Here is a 14,983-nt window from a genome sequence, read left to right as displayed (position 1 = left end):
GAGGTCTTGCGAGACTGGCCTTCCTCGATTGACATTCGGAGCGAGCCCATCTCTGCTGCTTGCGAACGTCCAGACCGTCCCCGAAGCTGAGAGCCCCGAGCTTGTTGAGCAGAACGGTAGCTGCTCGAAAACGGTGTTGAACTCGCGCCCGGATAGTCAGATGTAAAACTTGAAAGGTAGCGGCGCGTGGGGCGTGATCGGGCCCGCCGTCAGGATCTCGCCTACCAGATCGGCAAAGCGCAAGGTGACGGGCAAGCCATCGCAGAACTCGGCGCCGTTGAAGTTGAGCTTCGTCAGCGACATCACATCCCGCATGACCTGCTCGATGTCGGCCGTCCCACGTCGAATTTCGACAGTCAGCGGATTCGGCACCTCGCGGCCAGGATAGGTCCGCAGACGCGGAACGTAGCCTCGCGTCCACAGGTAGCCCGACGTTTCGGAGGTTACTACCGCCGTGCCGCGCAACACGGCGTTGGCGCCGTAGCGTAAGACCTTGATATCGGCGTTGTCGCGTATCTGAATCCCCACCAGCTTCGTCGAGCGCGGGACCGCGCTCGCGAATCCCGCCCATTCCTTGGCTTCGAAGTTGGTCTTTCCGTGGATGAACAGCTCCTTCGGCGCCTCGCCGTGATTGTCCTTGTACGCACGGACGATCATCTCCATCAGCTTGGCCGCCTGATCCTGATCGAGGTGGAAGGCGTCGTTCGTCTCCGAGTACCAAGGCCCCACGGCGCCCCTGAAGACCAGACCGTCGCCGGACCCGAGAAACATCTGCGCGCCGCAGCAGGCGTTGTCGCGTCCGCTCGGCCGATCGATCCGCTTGAACACCAGCCCCACATAGCAGACGCCGTCGCGCAGGTCGGCGAGGCGCCACGGGCGCCCGCCGATCTTGTAGAAGCTGGTGGTTGAGAGATTCCAGGCGATGGTCGCCGGATCTTGCATCTGCGCCTTGGCCTTCTCGGTCGGCGGATCGAGCGTGACTTCCTTGACGACCTGGATGACCTGGCCGGTGTCCATGACCCGCGCCTTGAGTTGGTTGTGGAAATTCAGTTCGTATTCGTAGACGGCAGCCGCCTCCATCTCCTCCGGAAACATCGAGCCCCCGGTCAGGATCGCTCGGGCGGCTTTCATGCCGAGCTTCCGCGTGCCGGGCGTGCGAAGCTTCACGGGCACCGCCGACTTGGGCCGGCCGTACTTGTAGACATCGTCCGGCACGACGGCGAACCACAACTGCGGCCGCGCTTCCTCTTCGCGGAGATATTTCCTCAGCGCCTCTTCGTACAACGCGACTGCGGAATAGATCGCCTGGTGCCTGTCGGCCCCCAGAATCCGTTTGCTGAGTTCGGCGGCGTCGATCGTGCATGTCGCGAACGGCTTGCTCGGCCATGCGGCGCCGTAGACGGCCTCGAAACCAGGCCAGACGAACGTGTTGGCGTCGTTGCGCTTGCGGTTCGGCGCCGGCGGCGGCACGTCGATGAATCTCTCGATCAAGGCAATCCACTTGGAATACTTCGCGAGACCCGCCGGCGTCCCGATCACGCCGACGTCCATACGGGCCGGATTCTGTCCGGATGCGACAGGACCGAACAGGAAGAGCCCGTCCTTCGGGTGCTCCGCGCTCTGATCATGCCCGAAGGTGAGTTGAGGCTCGTCGATGTGAATGGCCCGCCACGCCGTCGTCATTCTTCGTCCTCGTCGTCGATCCCTTCGTCGGGCTCCTCTCCGTCGTCGTCGGCATCGCCGGGCTCCTCGGGCTCGCCCTCCTCGTCGGCGACGTCCAGGTCGAACGGCATGCGCATTCCCGCCGTGAGTTTCAGACCTTCGCCGGCGACGGCCCAACTGCGGTGCTCTCCCAGCGCGATCATCACGCTCTCGGAGCCCCCGCCGAAGAATTCGAAGAACGCCTGCCAGAGCGGTCGCCACACATGATTGAACCAGCTTTTGCAGAAGCGCCGCCGCAACTTGGTCATCTCGTCGGCGTCCTGCAGCGGCGTCCTCCCGTCCCTGGTGAAGACGACGTAGGGGCGCAGACGAAGCGTGGGCGCTTCGCCGAGGCGAATGACCGGCCGCATGCCGAGATGCCAGTGCGCCTTAAGCACCTTGCTCTCGCCGACAACCTGCTTGTACGTCCGCTTGCCTTTCGCGTTCGTGTAGTAGACGCGATCGTCCGCGAGCAGGTCCTTGGGGAAGAACATGACCGTCCCGGCGGAAGCGGCGTAGGGAAGCAGGCCGCGCGCGGCGAGGTGCGCCTCGAACGACTCGCGGAGCATCCGGACCACCCAGGCGTTTGCGTCGCGGCGCTGCGGCCCGATCGGATCGGTCGCCTTGCCCTCGAGAAATGTCGCGAGACCCGCGGTGCCCCGGAGCGAAATGGTCAGTTCGGGAGGCAGATGCGCCTGGATCTCGTGCGCGGCAGCGAAGCTCACCAGCAGGCGGTTATGCATGGCGTGCGGATGCGGTACGGACTCGAGCGCCTGCTCGAACTTCTTGTTTTCGCCCTCGTACTCGTAGAAGGATATTTCGTCCGGAAGCCGGCCGATCGGCATGATGCTGGTCAGCAGCGGCTCGTCGCCTCGCTCGACAACGACATCGGACCGCACCGACGCCTGGCGCCACCTATCGAACTCCGCCGAGAGATCCGTCACCGCGCGCGGCACGCCGGCTTTCGTCAACGTGTCGACAAGTTCGGCGAGCTTCGCACCCCATCCCGTCGTGAAGTCGATCGCGTTGAGCCGATGGATCTGGATCGGCAAGTCGGCGAAGGCGATGTCGTCGATCCGGACCGGGATGATGAAGCCCGGGTCCTTCAGGGACTTCTTGACCGCGTCGGCGACCGATATCTCATTCTGGACCCCGCTGCGGTTCGGGTCGCAACTGGCCTTGGAAACCACGAAGACCACCTTGACGGTCCGCTTCCGCAACGCGTCCTCGATGCTCGTCCAGAATGGCGTCCCGCCGGCGAGATCGAAGATGTCGGCCCAGACCTTGTAGCCCATGCCCGTCAGCCTGGTGCCGAGCCAGCGCACGAACTCGTTGTCGTCCGGCGTCGCGTGGCTGATGAAAATGACGTCACGCTCGGACAAATCAAGGCTCCCGGCCAACCTTCCCGTCGGCACAAACGTTCCGTGGGCGATGTTTGCGCGCCAGCGCCAGAACCTTGCGCCTTTTAGCCTCGACCTCGTCCAGCCTCGCTTCTGCCGACGAGAGCCGCCGCCGCATCAAGGTTGTCCCGTGACCAATGCGCTATCTCTCAGAGCCATTGTCCTCAACTGGCGGGAGATTCGGCAACCGTCGTTTTTCGCTTTGCCCGCTTTTGTTTGCGACGGTCGCAGAGACCTGAGGGAAACTACGGACTCGACTCTTTTGTTCGTGATATGTTCTAATCGGGCATGACCCATCGACCCGCGAGCTGGCGCATGCCGATCCGAGCCCAAATGGAGAAGATGGCCGCCGCCGTCGGCAGAAAGGTGCCTCCTGCGCGCGGGCTGGCGCCGAACGACGACCTCCCGCTCGAATACTGGCAGGCCATCCTGAACGACGCTGGCGCCGACCACGGCCGATCGGGTCCTTCTGCGCCCCGCCGGCCGCAGCGACTGAGCCAGATTCCTCAGCACGTGCTGCGGGTCGACTGCAGGCGCTGCGGCAGGACCCTTGAGATCCAGCGGGCGGACGCCGTCCGGCTGTACGGTCCGGACGCGGTCTGGCAGGACGTCAGCCAGCGGCTGCTGGACAACACGTGCACGGTTCGGACGGGTCGGCATGAGGAAGACTGCTGCTGGCCGTCGTTCGAGTGATCGCGCCCGGATGGCGCCGAAGCAGCACCCGACCCCGCTCAGCGGCGGCGACCGCAAGGCGCTGCAGAAGGAGCTCGGCCGGGCCCGCGCCATGACTAGCATCCTCGCCGCCCAAGCCGCCGAGGCCCGCGCCCAAGGCGAGGCCCTGATCCGTCAGGCCGACAAGTTGCTCGCCGAATCCTGGAACGAAAGGATGTGGGCCGACGGCGGCCCGATCGACCCGTCGCCGACTGTCGACCAGGCGATCAACGGTGGTTATCCCTGGCTCGAAATCGAATGCTCGCGCTGCAAGAACAAGCGCGACGTCGATTTGGCTGCGCTGCGCCATCCGCCGACCACGTTTGTCCACGACCTAGCGAGCCGGCTTCGCTGTAGCAAATGCGCCAAGGCCAATCGCCGACCTGCTGCCACGCTGCTACAGTTGGCGCAGCGCCCTCGCCAGGCCGCTCCGGAGACCTGACGATGTGCAATTTGTATTCGATTACTACCAACCAGGCCGCCATCAGCGCGCTGTTCCGCGTCGTCAACCGCTACGTCGGCAATCTCGCGCCGATGCCAGGCGTCTTTCCCGACTACACGGCGCCGATCGTCCGCAACGGCGCTGCGGGTCGGGAGCTCGCCACCGCCCGATGGGGCATGCCGTCGTCGTCAAAGGCGCTGATGGACGCCACGAAGAAGCGCGCCGAGAAGCTCCAAGCCAGGGGCAAGACCGTCGACTTCAAGGAATTGCTCCGGATGGAGCCCGACGGCGGCACGACCAACATCCGGAACGTGAAGTCGAAGCACTGGACCCGTTGGCTGGGCATCGAGAACCGCTGCGTGGTGCCGTTCAACTCGTTCAGCGAGTTCAACAAGGCCGAGGGCGGCGACATCTGGTTCGCCCTCGACGAAAGCCGCCCGCTCGCATGCTTCGCCGGCATCTGGACCGGTTGGACGTCGGTCCGGAAGGTCAAGGAGGGCGAGACCACCAACGACCTTTACGCGTTCTTGACTACGGAGCCCAACGCCGAGGTCGGCGCCATACATCCCAAGGCGATGCCGGTGATCCTGACGACACCCGAAGAGGTCGAGACTTGGATGACAGCGCCGGCGGAGGAAGCCCTGAAGCTGCAGCGGCCCTTACCGGACGGGACCTTAAAGATCGTTGCTCGCGGTGCGAAGGAAGACGCTGCACCGGCGGTCACCGAAGTCCGCGGCTCGGGCCACTGAAGCGCCTAGACTCTTGACTCAGAGGACCGGCATCGAACAAAAATAGAACAAACGATTCTGCCGCGAAGGTTCGCTTGGCCAAGCTGCCGCAACTGCCCGTCTACTATTATCTCGACCACTTCGCCGAAATGCTGGGGTTCGTGCAGCGGACGTACGCCCCCGTTCTTGGTCTGGAGCATCACGCCTTCATAGCGCGGTTCGAGCGTCTATCGAGAGATGCGCAATGCCTGCTGGTCCGGATGATCAACAGGCGCGGTGCCATATTCAACCGATCCCTGTTCAGCTACCCCGAGATCGATGACGTCGAGCGTGCGGCATCCGATCTGACCGCGGCCGGTCACGCACGCGAGCTCGGTGAGGCGGACTATGCGGCCTTCGTCTCATGCCTGCCGAAGGACGTCCTTGTGACTGGCGCGCAGGCGGCAGGGCGAGGAGACGTCCGGAAGTCCTGGTCGAAGCCGAAGTTCATCGACTACTACCTGGAGCGCATCCCGTTTTCGGTCGCCGCGCAGCACTGTGGGGCCCGCAACTTCATCGCGCTCGACGGTACGCGTCCGATCGAGTTTCTGCTCTACCTCTACTTCGGTAAGACCGAGGTGAGCCTGAAGAACTTCGCGCTGCGCGACCTGGGAATCCTCCGCACCAATCGCGAGACCTCGTTCAGCGCGCGCTTCACCGATGCCGAGGAGGCGCTCGCCTCGTTCCACTACAGCCGGGTCCTGGACAGCCTGGAGGACGGATCGGAAGCTGTTCACAGACGGGCCGCGGTCGACGTGCTGGCGGGGCCTGCCTGCACGACCGAGTTCGCCGCCGATCTCCGCAGCCGAGCCGCGCATCAAACTGGGCTTTTCTTCGAGAAAGCGGGCGAGAGCGATCTCGCCCGGCAGCTCTATCGTGCCTGGCCTTCCCATGACTGCAACGAGCGCTTGGTTCGCCTGCTCTACAGCATGGGCGAAAAGGCCGAGGCGGAAGGGTTGCTGCAGCGGATGATCGATGATCCCGCCAGCGATGGCGAACACCTCTTCGCCACGGACTTCTACGCCCGTAAGTTCGGCGGCAGGCGTACAGGGCTCTACACCGAACTTCTGCGGTCCGGCCGCACCATCACCGTCGACGATACCCATTGCGGCAATCCCGAAGCGGGCGTCGCCGGCGTGCTGCGGCGCGAGGGCACGAAGGTTTTCTTCACCGAAAACGTGTTGTGGCACACCTTGTTCGGCCTGCTCTTCTGGGACGAGCTGTTCGAGAGCACCCGAATGCCCAGCGGGTTCGATTGGCTACCCCACTGCCTGAAGGACCGCAGCTTCCGTCGGCTCTTCGCCGCGACGATCGACGAGAAACTAGCAGCCATCGCGTCCGGATCCGCCCTCCCGTTGATTCTTCGCACCGTCGCAGCGAGATGGGGCCGCCCGAACGGGGTCTTCAGTTGGGACCATGTGCAAGTGGAGGCGCTGCGCGCGCTGCTCGAGGGGACCGATCCGGCCGGCGTCGCCAGAATCGTCCGCAGCATGTGCGACGATTTTCGCGTTATGCGAGACGGCTTCCCCGACCTCATGTTGGTTCAGGACGGCAAGGCGTCCTTCTTGGAGGTCAAGGCCGAAGGGGACGTGATCCGCCGCAACCAGCTGACCCGCCTCCGCCAACTCGGCGACGCCGGCATTGTGGCCGAAATCGGTCGGGTCGACTACCGCTTCGACCCCGAGCAGGATTACGTGGTGGTCGACATCGAGACCACCGGCTCATGGTCGACCGGGGACCGCATCACCGAGATCGGCGCGGTCAAGGTCCGCAACCACCAGGTCGTGGACGAGTGGCACTCTCTCCTCAACCCGCAGCGTGTCATTCCGGCAAAGATCGTCCAACTGACCGGCATCACGAACGAGATGGTTCGGGATGCCCCGTTGTTCGCCGAGGTCGCGGACCCGTTTATGGAGTTCATGGGAGACGGCATCTTCGTCGCCCACAACGTCAGCTTCGACTACGGTTTCCTCTCCTACGAATTCGAGCGGATCGGGCGTCGCTTCAGATTTCCGAAGCTCTGCACATGCGCCGGGATGCGGCGGCGCTATCCGGGACACAAGTCCTACGGACTAGGGAAGCTCTGCGAGATCTACGGCATATCACTCGACAATCACCACCGCGCCCTATGCGACGCGCGGGCCTCCGCCCAGTTGTTGAATCTCATCAACCAGAAGCGGAGTGAGGAGAGATATATCGGCGAGGCCGCCTAGCGGTTCGAGCAATGGGGCGATTTGGAGACGACCCCATAAAATTCCGATAAGGCGAAATTTTGTCTTGCTCCGTCGGGCAAAACAGTGGTTCATAAGGCGCTGGTCCTAGCGAGACGAAGGAGCCAGCCCGATGGCGAATGACGTGGACACCTCCTCGGAATTGTCCAAGATCGCGAAACTGAACGGTGACTTCCGAAGGAATTACGGCACTCTCATCGGTGCGATTTTGTACCTCCGCACCGTGAGCGCCGCCCGCCGAAGCCCTTGGCTTTGGGCTGGCCTGATCTCGATTGCTTTTTCGGCGGTGCTGAGCTGGTTGGGGCGGCACGGGTGGTTTTTGCCAGCGTTGCTTTGATGGCCGCGAACAGTGTCCCCCTTTCCCGGTAAAGCGCTCCGCGATGGCGGCGAAGGGAGCCTGATGCAAGCCAGAAGTAGCGTCCCGACCTCAACGAGGCAGGCAGTAGAACGTAATCCTCGATCTCGCGATTTGCCGCATCCAACCGCATCACGGCAAGCAGGCCGGATGAGATCTGCCTTCGATAGGCCTTCCATTGCGCAGCGTGATCCGCTCCCTGTCGCGCCAGCCGTCGCGCGACGAGAAACGAAACTACGCGCCTGCCTTCGACATCGACGCCGATCCCGTCCTGAGCGAGCTCCGGCCGAAGACCAAGGTCCTTTCGCAACAGCTCCGCGAGCTCGGTTGCATGCCTCGCCTGTTCGGCAGCCCAAAACTCCCGGGTGTCGATCCAGTCGCAGTCGCGCGGCGACACGTAGCCGATCAGCGCATAGGCCTTCCGCAGTGAACCGAAGTGCTTCACGTAGGAGGAGACGTGATTGAGTCCTAGGGTTTCGTTGATGATGCGGGAATTGAGCTTACCGCGCCGACGGAGCGCAAGGCGAAGGCGCAGCAACATCTCGTCTTCCGGAATCTCCACGCGGCGCTCGGCAAGCAGCTTCTGTGCGCGTGCGAAGATGCCCGGGTCCACGATAGGCTCGATCGCCGCGGCGCCCCGGACCCACGCGTGATCCGGGTTTTTGACCAGCTTCTGCCCTAAGCGTCGCGAGGTACGGTTGTAGACCGTCTTGCCGATGTAGTTCTCGTTCGCGAGGATGGTCGGGATCATGCCGTCGGTCCACGGCCGACCGTTGTGATTGGCGATGCCGGCATCGTTCAGTTGGCGCCGGATGTCGCTGTAGGATTTCCGGCCGTTGACGAACTGGTCAAAAATGATCCGGACCACGGCTGCCTCCTCGACGGAGCCGGGCTGCAGTCGAACGCGGTCCGATTGCAAAGCCTTGAACTGGCCCTTTTCAAGAAAGCCCTTCGGATGCTCGCTCTCGTCGACCATCAAGCGCCGGAGGCCGTAGCCCACGGGAGCGCCGACGCGGTATCCAAGGCCCGCTACTCGGCAGTGCCCCGCGTGCACCTTGACCGAAAGTTCTCGGCTCCACTCTGCGGCCATACCGCGCTTTAGGCTCTTGGCGATTCCGGAGACGAATGTGCCGTCGTTCTTGAAGAGTTCGGCGCAGTATTCGACCTGCACGCCGCTCCGCTTGCACAAGAATTCGTAGTAGGCACTTTCGTCGACGTCCTGAAAGCGGCCCCAACGACTGACGTCGTAGACAAGGATGTGATCGAAGTCGGCCTGGCCCGACTGAACGTGCTCGATCAGTTCGATGAGACCGGGTCGTCCTTTGATCCGCAGGCCACTGCGGCCCTCATCGCGATAGGTGCGAACAATTGTGAGCGAGTTGGCTTCCGCATAGGCGGCAATAGCCGCCATCTGGTTCTTGATGGAGTAGCGCTGGAGCTCCCTCGACATCCGTACGTATTGCGCCGCGCGGCGTTCTCGCGTCCGCCTCGCCGGGCTTGTGCCCTTGGGAACCACGAGCCAGTTACCCATGCACCCCTCCCACCACTTCAGAGGTACTTCGGATGGCCAATACACCCTGCGCGTTCGGGATGGCAATGCCCGCCAGAAGCGGGAGCGAGGGTGTCCGGTTGCTGCGCCCAAAGTGTAGTCACCGAGCCGGGGAGCACCGGGACAAATCTTCGACCCGTGCTGTCCCCACGAACGGGGCTGGACCAGGCCGGCCTGCCCGAAAAGGTGGTGAATCCCCCCGAGTCTCCGGTACCCGGTGGGCCCTCCGTGTGCCAGACATACGCGATGATCCTGTCCCAAGCTTCTCCCGTTGAGACGCCACCGACCCCCGTCGACCTGCAGGCCATGGCGGCCGCCCTGGCTCGGTCGCCCGATTACCGGATTCTACGGCGTCTTGCTGCGCGTCCCATTTACACCCCGATCATCGGCACTGACGTGAGGACCGGCATTCTGCTGGACACCGAGACGACCGGCCTCGATCACTCCCACGACGAAATCATCGAACTCGGGATGGTCAAGTTCGACTACACGACCGAGGGGCGGATCGTCGGCGTCAGAAACACCCTCTCCGCCTTCAACGAGCCAAGTGCGCCGATTTCCTCGGAGGTGAGGGCACTCACGGGCATAACCGACGAGATGGTGGCCGGCCACAGATTCGACGATGCAGCCATCGCGGCCTTCATCGACGATGCGGTCATCGTCATAGCCCACAACAGCGGGTTCGACAGGAAGTTCGCCGAGCGCTACTGGCCCGTTTTCGAGCATAAGGCCTGGGGCTGCAGCATGAGCGAGATCGACTGGCGCAAACACGGCTTCGCGGGCTCGCAGCTCGGGTATCTGCTGAACGGCGCCGGCTTCTTCCACCAGGCGCACCGCGCCGTCGACGACTGCCACGCTCTGCTGGAGATCCTGGACTTCGTACTGCCGACGACCGGCGCCCCGGCGCTCGCCCTGCTACTCGAGACGGCCCGCAGACCAACGCTACGCGTCTGGGCGGAGCAGACCGCATTCCAGCTCAAGGACTCACTCAAGCGGCGCGGATACCGATGGAATGACGGCAGCGACGGGCGGCCCAAGTCCTGGTTCATCGATGTCGAAGAGACCGCGCTCGACGACGAGATCGCGTTCCTGCGGAGCGAGATCTACATGCAGGACGTTGAGCCAACCGTGCAGAGGCTGACAGCATTCACAAGGTTCTCCGGCCGGATTTGAGGGAAGCCTAGCGGCCGAGACGTTTCTCGACGCGCTTGCGGCTGTTGCCGACCTTCTTGACGGCCTTCTTCACCGCCGATGCGGAGCGGCCGGTCTTCTTCGCTTCGTAGCGGACTTCGTAGTCCTGCCCCTTGGCGACGCGAGCCCGGTCCTGCTTGCGTCCACGCGCAGTCTTCTTCTTCGCTGCCGCCACGGGCTCCTCCTCTTGCGAATGTTTGATGAGGTGCAACGCCGCAAGGAATCGTGAGTTCCGGCCGGCTTCGCTGCGACGCTTCAGTGTCCGCAAGGATAGCTCGGAACGATGGGCGCCCACCCGTCAAGCAAAAGGCCGTCCCAGGAAATGATGCCTTCATCCCATTTCGACGAGTGCTCGCGGTACATCGAAGCCCACTGATGGTTCCATTCGATGATCTGGTCGTTGAGACCATCGTGAACGCGGCACGGCAAATGGGGATCGAACGTGCCCATCGAGTTCATGCCGGATGTCCGGTATCGACGTCCTTCGGCGTCTTCTTCTCCCGCTGCTGCGTCATCTTCGCCGAGCTTTCCTTGCCGGGCGCGCCGCGGGACCGAGCTCTTCGCGCTGGACGTCATCCTCGGAGCGTTCGGGCTTCACGCCATTCATCGGCTTCTCGGGGCTCATTCCATCCGCGCCTTGTCTTTCAGATCGCGGATTCGGATTTCGGCTTCTTCCTTCGAAGTCACGATCTCCGATTCGTCCGCGACGCGCGCGATCGCACTGAGCGCCTCTTGAGCTCGTCGAGTTGTTCTGTTGTGGGCTTTTCCATCTTCGAATCCTTGAGCGCCTGCACGACGGCTTCGTCGTCGAGCACATCCAGCAGCTTGTTTATGGTTTGCTCGCAATTTCTGGGGCCGGGCTCGACATGCCGGGCCAAGATGCCTTGTGCGTCTTCCAAGGCCTTCGCAACTCGTTCCGGATCCATGACCGGTACTCCACATACTCCGCAGGAAAACGCGGCTATGATCGGCGCGTTCCTTTGCTCAGCCCCTTGAACGAGCTGGCCCGCAGCAGACCTTCGGAGGTGATGTCGCGGTACTCGATGTCGGCATAGAACTTGGGTTCGACCCACGTAGCTTTCGGCTTCCTGATGGTCTTGGTCAGCTTCTGCTTCGGGCTTACCACGGTGTCGAGCGCCTTGCGGATCTGCGCCGACGTGGTTCGGCTCCATCCGGTCCCGACCTTTCCCATGTAGACCAGATCCTTGCCTTCCTTCTTGCCCAGATAAAGCGCGGCTACGCCGGATGGGTCCTTGATGAAGCCGACCACAGGAAACTTGCCCTTCTGAACGACCTTGATCTTCTGCCAGGCCTCCACCCGATCCGATCGGTATGGTGCATCCACCCGCTTGGAGACGATGCCTTCGTAATTCAGCTTGCTGGCTGCCGCGAACAGTGCCTGGCCGTCCCCTTCGTGGTGCTCGCTAAAGAGGACGGGCTCCTGGACGTCGTGCTCCTCGATTAGCTCCTTGAGCAGCCTCTTCCGCTCGATCTGCGGCTCCTTGCGCAGATCTCTGCCGTCCCGCCAGAGCAGATCGAAAGCGAAGTAGACCAGTCGATCCTGATCGCCCCTGCCGAGGTCTGCTTGCAGCTCGGAGAAGTTCGTGCGCCCATCATGGATGACGACGACCTCGCCGTCGACGATGGCCTGTCCTTCGATATCGAAGGCATCCGCAATTCTTGAGAACTTGCTGATCCAATTGTAACCGTTGCGGGTGTAGGCCCGCCGGTCATCACCATCGATACGAAGCTGGATGCGGTAGCCATCGTATTTGACTTCGTGAATCCATAGAGATCCCGAAGGAGCCTTCATCTTCAGGGTCGCCAACTGGGGGGCGATGAACCCCGGCATTGTAGGGACCTCGGTCTTTTCGGCCCGAGGCGCCTTTTTACTCTTTGCCACGCTACTCAACTCACAAAAAACCCGCCGCCGGGTTGGGGCCGACGGCGGGCAGTCTACCTACCTCAATCAACGAGTCTCGCAACTTCGAAGGCGGCGAGGAGTTCCAGGGACCCACCTTCGCGCATTTGCGCCAGACCGCGCCGGGCGGTCCAGCCGTTGGACAGAGCCCATCGAACTCCCGGCGAGAGCCGGCGTTTACTGACATCATGTCAGACGCATTCGATTACTTCCGCGCCTATGCCCTCCGGGCTCTCTGCAAAGCCAGATCCATGCCGCGGGGCAGGATGAAGCATCTGCAACTGGTGGCCGGCCGGATCTACAATCTCCTCAAGAAGGAGGCTGCCTACGGCCCCAACGTCCAACATCTTGAGGACTTTCGTGCAGCCCAGAAGCTGGAGGCCTCTCTCGATCGACCAAGTGAGCGCTCCGGCGGTCGCCTTGCTCAGGCGGCGCCGCAAAGCTCGCATAGGGAGGCCGGCTGATGCCTTCGCTCGACGCGCGCGGAGTGGCAAGTCTTCTGCGAGAGTACGCGCAGCGCACCGCCTTGCGAGGTGGTAATCCCTACCGGGCGAAAGCCTACTCTCGGGCCGCAGACAGCCTGGCGGCCCTCGCCGTTCCTCTGGACGTGCTCGTCGCCGAAGATCGGCTTACTGAGATCCCGGGCGTCGGCGATGCTATTGCCGACATCATCACCAAGCTTCACAAGACGGGCAGTCATCCCAGCCTCGAAAAGCTGCGGAAGGAGATACCCGCGGGCGTGCTCGAGATGCTGGCCGTGCCCGGCCTTCGTCCGGAGAAGGTGCTGCGCCTGTACAAGGATCTGGGCATCGGCTCGCTCTCGGAGTTGGAGGCCGCCGCCAAGGATGACCACATCAAGAAGGCGAAAGGACTCGGCGCCGCGCTGCAGACCAAGATTCTGCAGAACCTCGCGATTGCCAAAAGCGGAGGAGGCCGCCTCCACCTGCACCGCGCCGCCGCGCTGCTCGCGCATGCGAAGGACTCGATCGGCAAGTCCCGCCCCGAACTCAAGCGTGTGACGATCGCCGGCGATTTCCGCCGCGGCTGCGAACTCGTCGGCGATCTCGCGATCGTTGCGGAGGCTGCCAAGTCGGACAAGTCATCGACGCCATCGGCCGACGGGCTGCAAATTCGCGTGTCCGACGGCAAGCAATTCGGCGCAGCCCTTCTCTTTGCCACCGGCTCCGCCGCCCACATCGAGCAGCTCCAAGCCTTGGCGGCCGAGAAGGGCATGCGGTTGGACGCTGACGGCCTGCACAAGGGCCGCACGGTGATCGCCGGCGAGGAGGCCGAGATTTACCGCGCCCTCGGTCTGCCCTTCATCGACCCTGAGCTTCGGGAGGGGCGCGGCGAGATAGAGGCGGCTCTGAGAGGCAAGCTCCCGAAGCTTGTCACCGACCAGGACTTGCGCGGCATCCTTCACTGCCACACCGATGCCTCCGACGGCACCGAGACTCTGGTGACCATGGCTAAGGCCACGCGCCGGCGGGGCTTCGAGTATTTTGGCGTGGCGGACCATTCCAAGTCTGCCCACTATGCCGGCGGTCTCTCCGTTGAGGAGATCGCGCAGCAGCACCGTGAAGCCGATCGGCTGAACAAGCGCTCCGGCAAGGACTTCAGGATCCTCAAGGGTATCGAGTCCGACATTTTGGCGGACGGGTCGCTCGACTATGACGACGACGTTCTGGAGCGCTTCGATTTCGTGGTCGCCAGCATTCATGGGCGCTTCAAGCTGGATCGCAAGGCGCAGACACAGCGCCTGCTTCGGGCTATTTCCGACCCTCACACCACCATCATCGGCCACATGACCGGGCGGCAACTCCAGCGGCGGCCGGGTTACGAAATCGACGTCGAAAAGGTGCTGCGGGCTTGCGCCAAGCACGACGTTGTCGTGGAAATCAACGCCCATCCTTGGCGTCTCGACCTGGATTGGCGCTGGCACCAGGCCGCCCTCGACTTCGGCTGCATGCTGAGCATCAATCCGGACGCGCACTCGATCGCCGAACTCGACCACATGCACTGGGGCGTGCTGATGGCTCGCAAGGGCGGTGTCCCGGCCGAGCGGGTCCTGAACGCAATGACACTTGCCGAGATTACGCGCTACCTTCGCCAGAAGCGGCGCTCGCTCGCCCGCGCAGCCTGATGCAGCAGAAGCAAGAGTTCTCACTGCAGGGAAGGGTCGTGGCGGTCGCCGCCGATCGCGGGCACCACTTCAGCAAACCAACTCGGGACAGCATAATCCTGGTGGAAGGCCACGGCGTCGAAGGCGACGCCCACGCCGGCCCGTTCGTCCGGCACCGCTATTTGGGCACGCCGCCGGCCCCGTCTTCCCAATCTCCGGCAGGTCCACCTGATCCCATCCGAACTCTTCCCGTCTCTCCTCGAAGCTGGGTTCGAGGTTGGCGCCGGCGACCTCGGCGAGAACGTCACCACCGCCGGATTGGACCTCGAACGGATGCCGCTAGGGACCCTGATCGAGCTGGGGCCCTCCGCGGTCGTCGAGCTGACCGGCCTCCGGACGCCCTGCGTCCTGATCGACCGCTTCCGGGCCGGCCTGAAGCGACAGGTGCTCTCGTCGGCGGAAACGGGCCTTCCGTTCAAATCTGGAGTGCTGGGCGTGGTCCGGGCCGGGGGACCGGTCGTGGCCGGCGACAGCGCGCGCGTTCGCCTTCCATCCTCCTCGTTTCGGCCTTTGCCGGCCCTGTAGAGAGCCCC

13 protein-coding genes and 1 pseudogene are annotated in these 14,983 nt (G+C 63.3%); 7 read left to right on the top strand and 7 right to left on the bottom strand.

The window, feature by feature from the left end; translation table 11 throughout:
- Positions 1-156: 156 nt before the first annotated feature.
- Positions 157-1,683, bottom strand: a complete 1,527-nt coding sequence (locus ABIG06_RS15700) for an argonaute/piwi family protein (protein ID WP_424578344.1) — start codon at positions 1,681-1,683, stop codon at positions 157-159.
- A complete protein-coding gene (locus ABIG06_RS15695; RefSeq protein ID WP_424578343.1) occupies positions 1,680-3,083 on the bottom strand; it encodes a toll/interleukin-1 receptor domain-containing protein in 1,404 nt (467 codons plus the stop codon). The genes ABIG06_RS15700 and ABIG06_RS15695 overlap by 4 nt, the downstream gene beginning before the upstream one ends.
- A 351-nt stretch (positions 3,084-3,434) precedes the next feature.
- Here ABIG06_RS15695 and ABIG06_RS15690 point away from each other — a divergent pair, with 351 nt between their 5' ends.
- The 4 genes from ABIG06_RS15690 to ABIG06_RS15675 all read left to right on the top strand — a co-directional run bounded on the left by ABIG06_RS15690 (position 3,435) and on the right by ABIG06_RS15675 (position 7,234).
- Complete coding sequence (locus ABIG06_RS15690; RefSeq protein ID WP_424578342.1) at positions 3,435-3,794, top strand: hypothetical protein; 360 nt, start codon at positions 3,435-3,437, stop codon at positions 3,792-3,794.
- A 10-nt stretch (positions 3,795-3,804) separates the two neighbouring features.
- Complete coding sequence (locus ABIG06_RS15685) at positions 3,805-4,254, top strand: hypothetical protein (protein ID WP_424578581.1); 450 nt, start codon at positions 3,805-3,807, stop codon at positions 4,252-4,254.
- Between the two features lie 2 nt (positions 4,255-4,256).
- Complete coding sequence (locus ABIG06_RS15680) at positions 4,257-5,003, top strand: SOS response-associated peptidase (protein WP_424578341.1); 747 nt, start codon at positions 4,257-4,259, stop codon at positions 5,001-5,003.
- Between the two features lie 74 nt (positions 5,004-5,077).
- Positions 5,078-7,234: an exonuclease domain-containing protein gene (locus ABIG06_RS15675; protein WP_424578340.1), complete on the top strand. Its 2,157-nt coding sequence runs from the start codon at positions 5,078-5,080 to the stop codon at positions 7,232-7,234.
- A 212-nt stretch (positions 7,235-7,446) separates the two neighbouring features.
- On the opposite strand, the gene ABIG06_RS15670 is transcribed toward ABIG06_RS15675, so the two are convergent.
- Complete coding sequence (locus tag ABIG06_RS15670) at positions 7,447-9,138, bottom strand: recombinase family protein (RefSeq protein ID WP_424578339.1); 1,692 nt, start codon at positions 9,136-9,138, stop codon at positions 7,447-7,449.
- A 264-nt stretch (positions 9,139-9,402) separates the two neighbouring features.
- Between ABIG06_RS15670 and ABIG06_RS15665 the strand changes: the two genes are divergently transcribed.
- Positions 9,403-10,329: a 3'-5' exonuclease gene (locus ABIG06_RS15665; protein ID WP_271522237.1), complete on the top strand. Its 927-nt coding sequence runs from the start codon at positions 9,403-9,405 to the stop codon at positions 10,327-10,329.
- A 7-nt stretch (positions 10,330-10,336) separates the two neighbouring features.
- On the opposite strand, the gene ABIG06_RS15660 is transcribed toward ABIG06_RS15665, so the two are convergent.
- The 4 genes from ABIG06_RS15660 to ligD form a co-directional block, all read right to left on the bottom strand.
- A complete protein-coding gene (locus ABIG06_RS15660) occupies positions 10,337-10,522 on the bottom strand; it encodes a DUF3606 domain-containing protein (protein ID WP_028133503.1) in 186 nt (61 codons plus the stop codon).
- 80 nt (positions 10,523-10,602) lie between these two features.
- Entirely contained in the window at positions 10,603-10,806 is a 204-nt protein-coding gene (locus tag ABIG06_RS15655) for a hypothetical protein (RefSeq protein ID WP_424578338.1), read from the bottom strand.
- 224 nt (positions 10,807-11,030) lie between these two features.
- Entirely contained in the window at positions 11,031-11,273 is a 243-nt protein-coding gene (locus ABIG06_RS15650; RefSeq protein ID WP_424578337.1) for a hypothetical protein, read from the bottom strand.
- Positions 11,274-11,308: 35 nt separating this feature from the next.
- Positions 11,309-12,199: a non-homologous end-joining DNA ligase gene (ligD, locus tag ABIG06_RS15645; RefSeq protein WP_424578336.1), complete on the bottom strand. Its 891-nt coding sequence runs from the start codon at positions 12,197-12,199 to the stop codon at positions 11,309-11,311.
- 532 nt (positions 12,200-12,731) lie between these two features.
- Here ligD and ABIG06_RS15640 point away from each other — a divergent pair.
- Positions 12,732-14,411 carry a helix-hairpin-helix domain-containing protein gene (locus ABIG06_RS15640; protein WP_424578335.1) on the top strand — a complete coding sequence of 560 codons (1,680 nt, stop codon included), beginning with the start codon at positions 12,732-12,734 and terminating at the stop codon, positions 14,409-14,411.
- Positions 14,411-14,975 (top strand): annotated as a pseudogene (locus ABIG06_RS15635) (MOSC domain-containing protein). Before ABIG06_RS15640 ends, ABIG06_RS15635 begins: the two are co-directional and overlap by 1 nt.
- Positions 14,976-14,983: the final 8 nt, after the last annotated feature.

Source organism: Bradyrhizobium sp. USDA 326, from assembly GCF_049739485.1.
Classification (GTDB): domain Bacteria; phylum Pseudomonadota; class Alphaproteobacteria; order Rhizobiales; family Xanthobacteraceae; genus Bradyrhizobium.
Note: the sequence above shows the minus strand (reverse complement) of the source record. Positions and strands in the feature narration are given on the sequence as shown.

What these genes read in the sequence shown, in the direction of transcription:
- ABIG06_RS15700 (WP_424578344.1), bottom strand. Translation starts at nt 1,683, where the DNA reads ATGACGACGGCGTGGCGGGCCATTCACATCGACGAGCCTCAACTCACC.
- ABIG06_RS15690 (WP_424578342.1), top strand. Translation starts at nt 3,435, where the DNA reads ATGGAGAAGATGGCCGCCGCCGTCGGCAGAAAGGTGCCTCCTGCGCGC.
- ABIG06_RS15685 (WP_424578581.1), top strand. Translation starts at nt 3,805, where the DNA reads ATGGCGCCGAAGCAGCACCCGACCCCGCTCAGCGGCGGCGACCGCAAG.
- ABIG06_RS15680 (WP_424578341.1), top strand. Translation starts at nt 4,257, where the DNA reads ATGTGCAATTTGTATTCGATTACTACCAACCAGGCCGCCATCAGCGCG.
- ABIG06_RS15670 (WP_424578339.1), bottom strand. Translation starts at nt 9,138, where the DNA reads ATGGGTAACTGGCTCGTGGTTCCCAAGGGCACAAGCCCGGCGAGGCGG.
- ABIG06_RS15665 (WP_271522237.1), top strand. Translation starts at nt 9,403, where the DNA reads ATGATCCTGTCCCAAGCTTCTCCCGTTGAGACGCCACCGACCCCCGTC.
- ABIG06_RS15655 (WP_424578338.1), bottom strand. Translation starts at nt 10,806, where the DNA reads ATGAACTCGATGGGCACGTTCGATCCCCATTTGCCGTGCCGCGTTCAC.
- ABIG06_RS15650 (WP_424578337.1), bottom strand. Translation starts at nt 11,273, where the DNA reads ATGGATCCGGAACGAGTTGCGAAGGCCTTGGAAGACGCACAAGGCATC.
- ligD (WP_424578336.1), bottom strand. Translation starts at nt 12,199, where the DNA reads ATGCCGGGGTTCATCGCCCCCCAGTTGGCGACCCTGAAGATGAAGGCT.
- ABIG06_RS15640 (WP_424578335.1), top strand. Translation starts at nt 12,732, where the DNA reads ATGCCTTCGCTCGACGCGCGCGGAGTGGCAAGTCTTCTGCGAGAGTAC.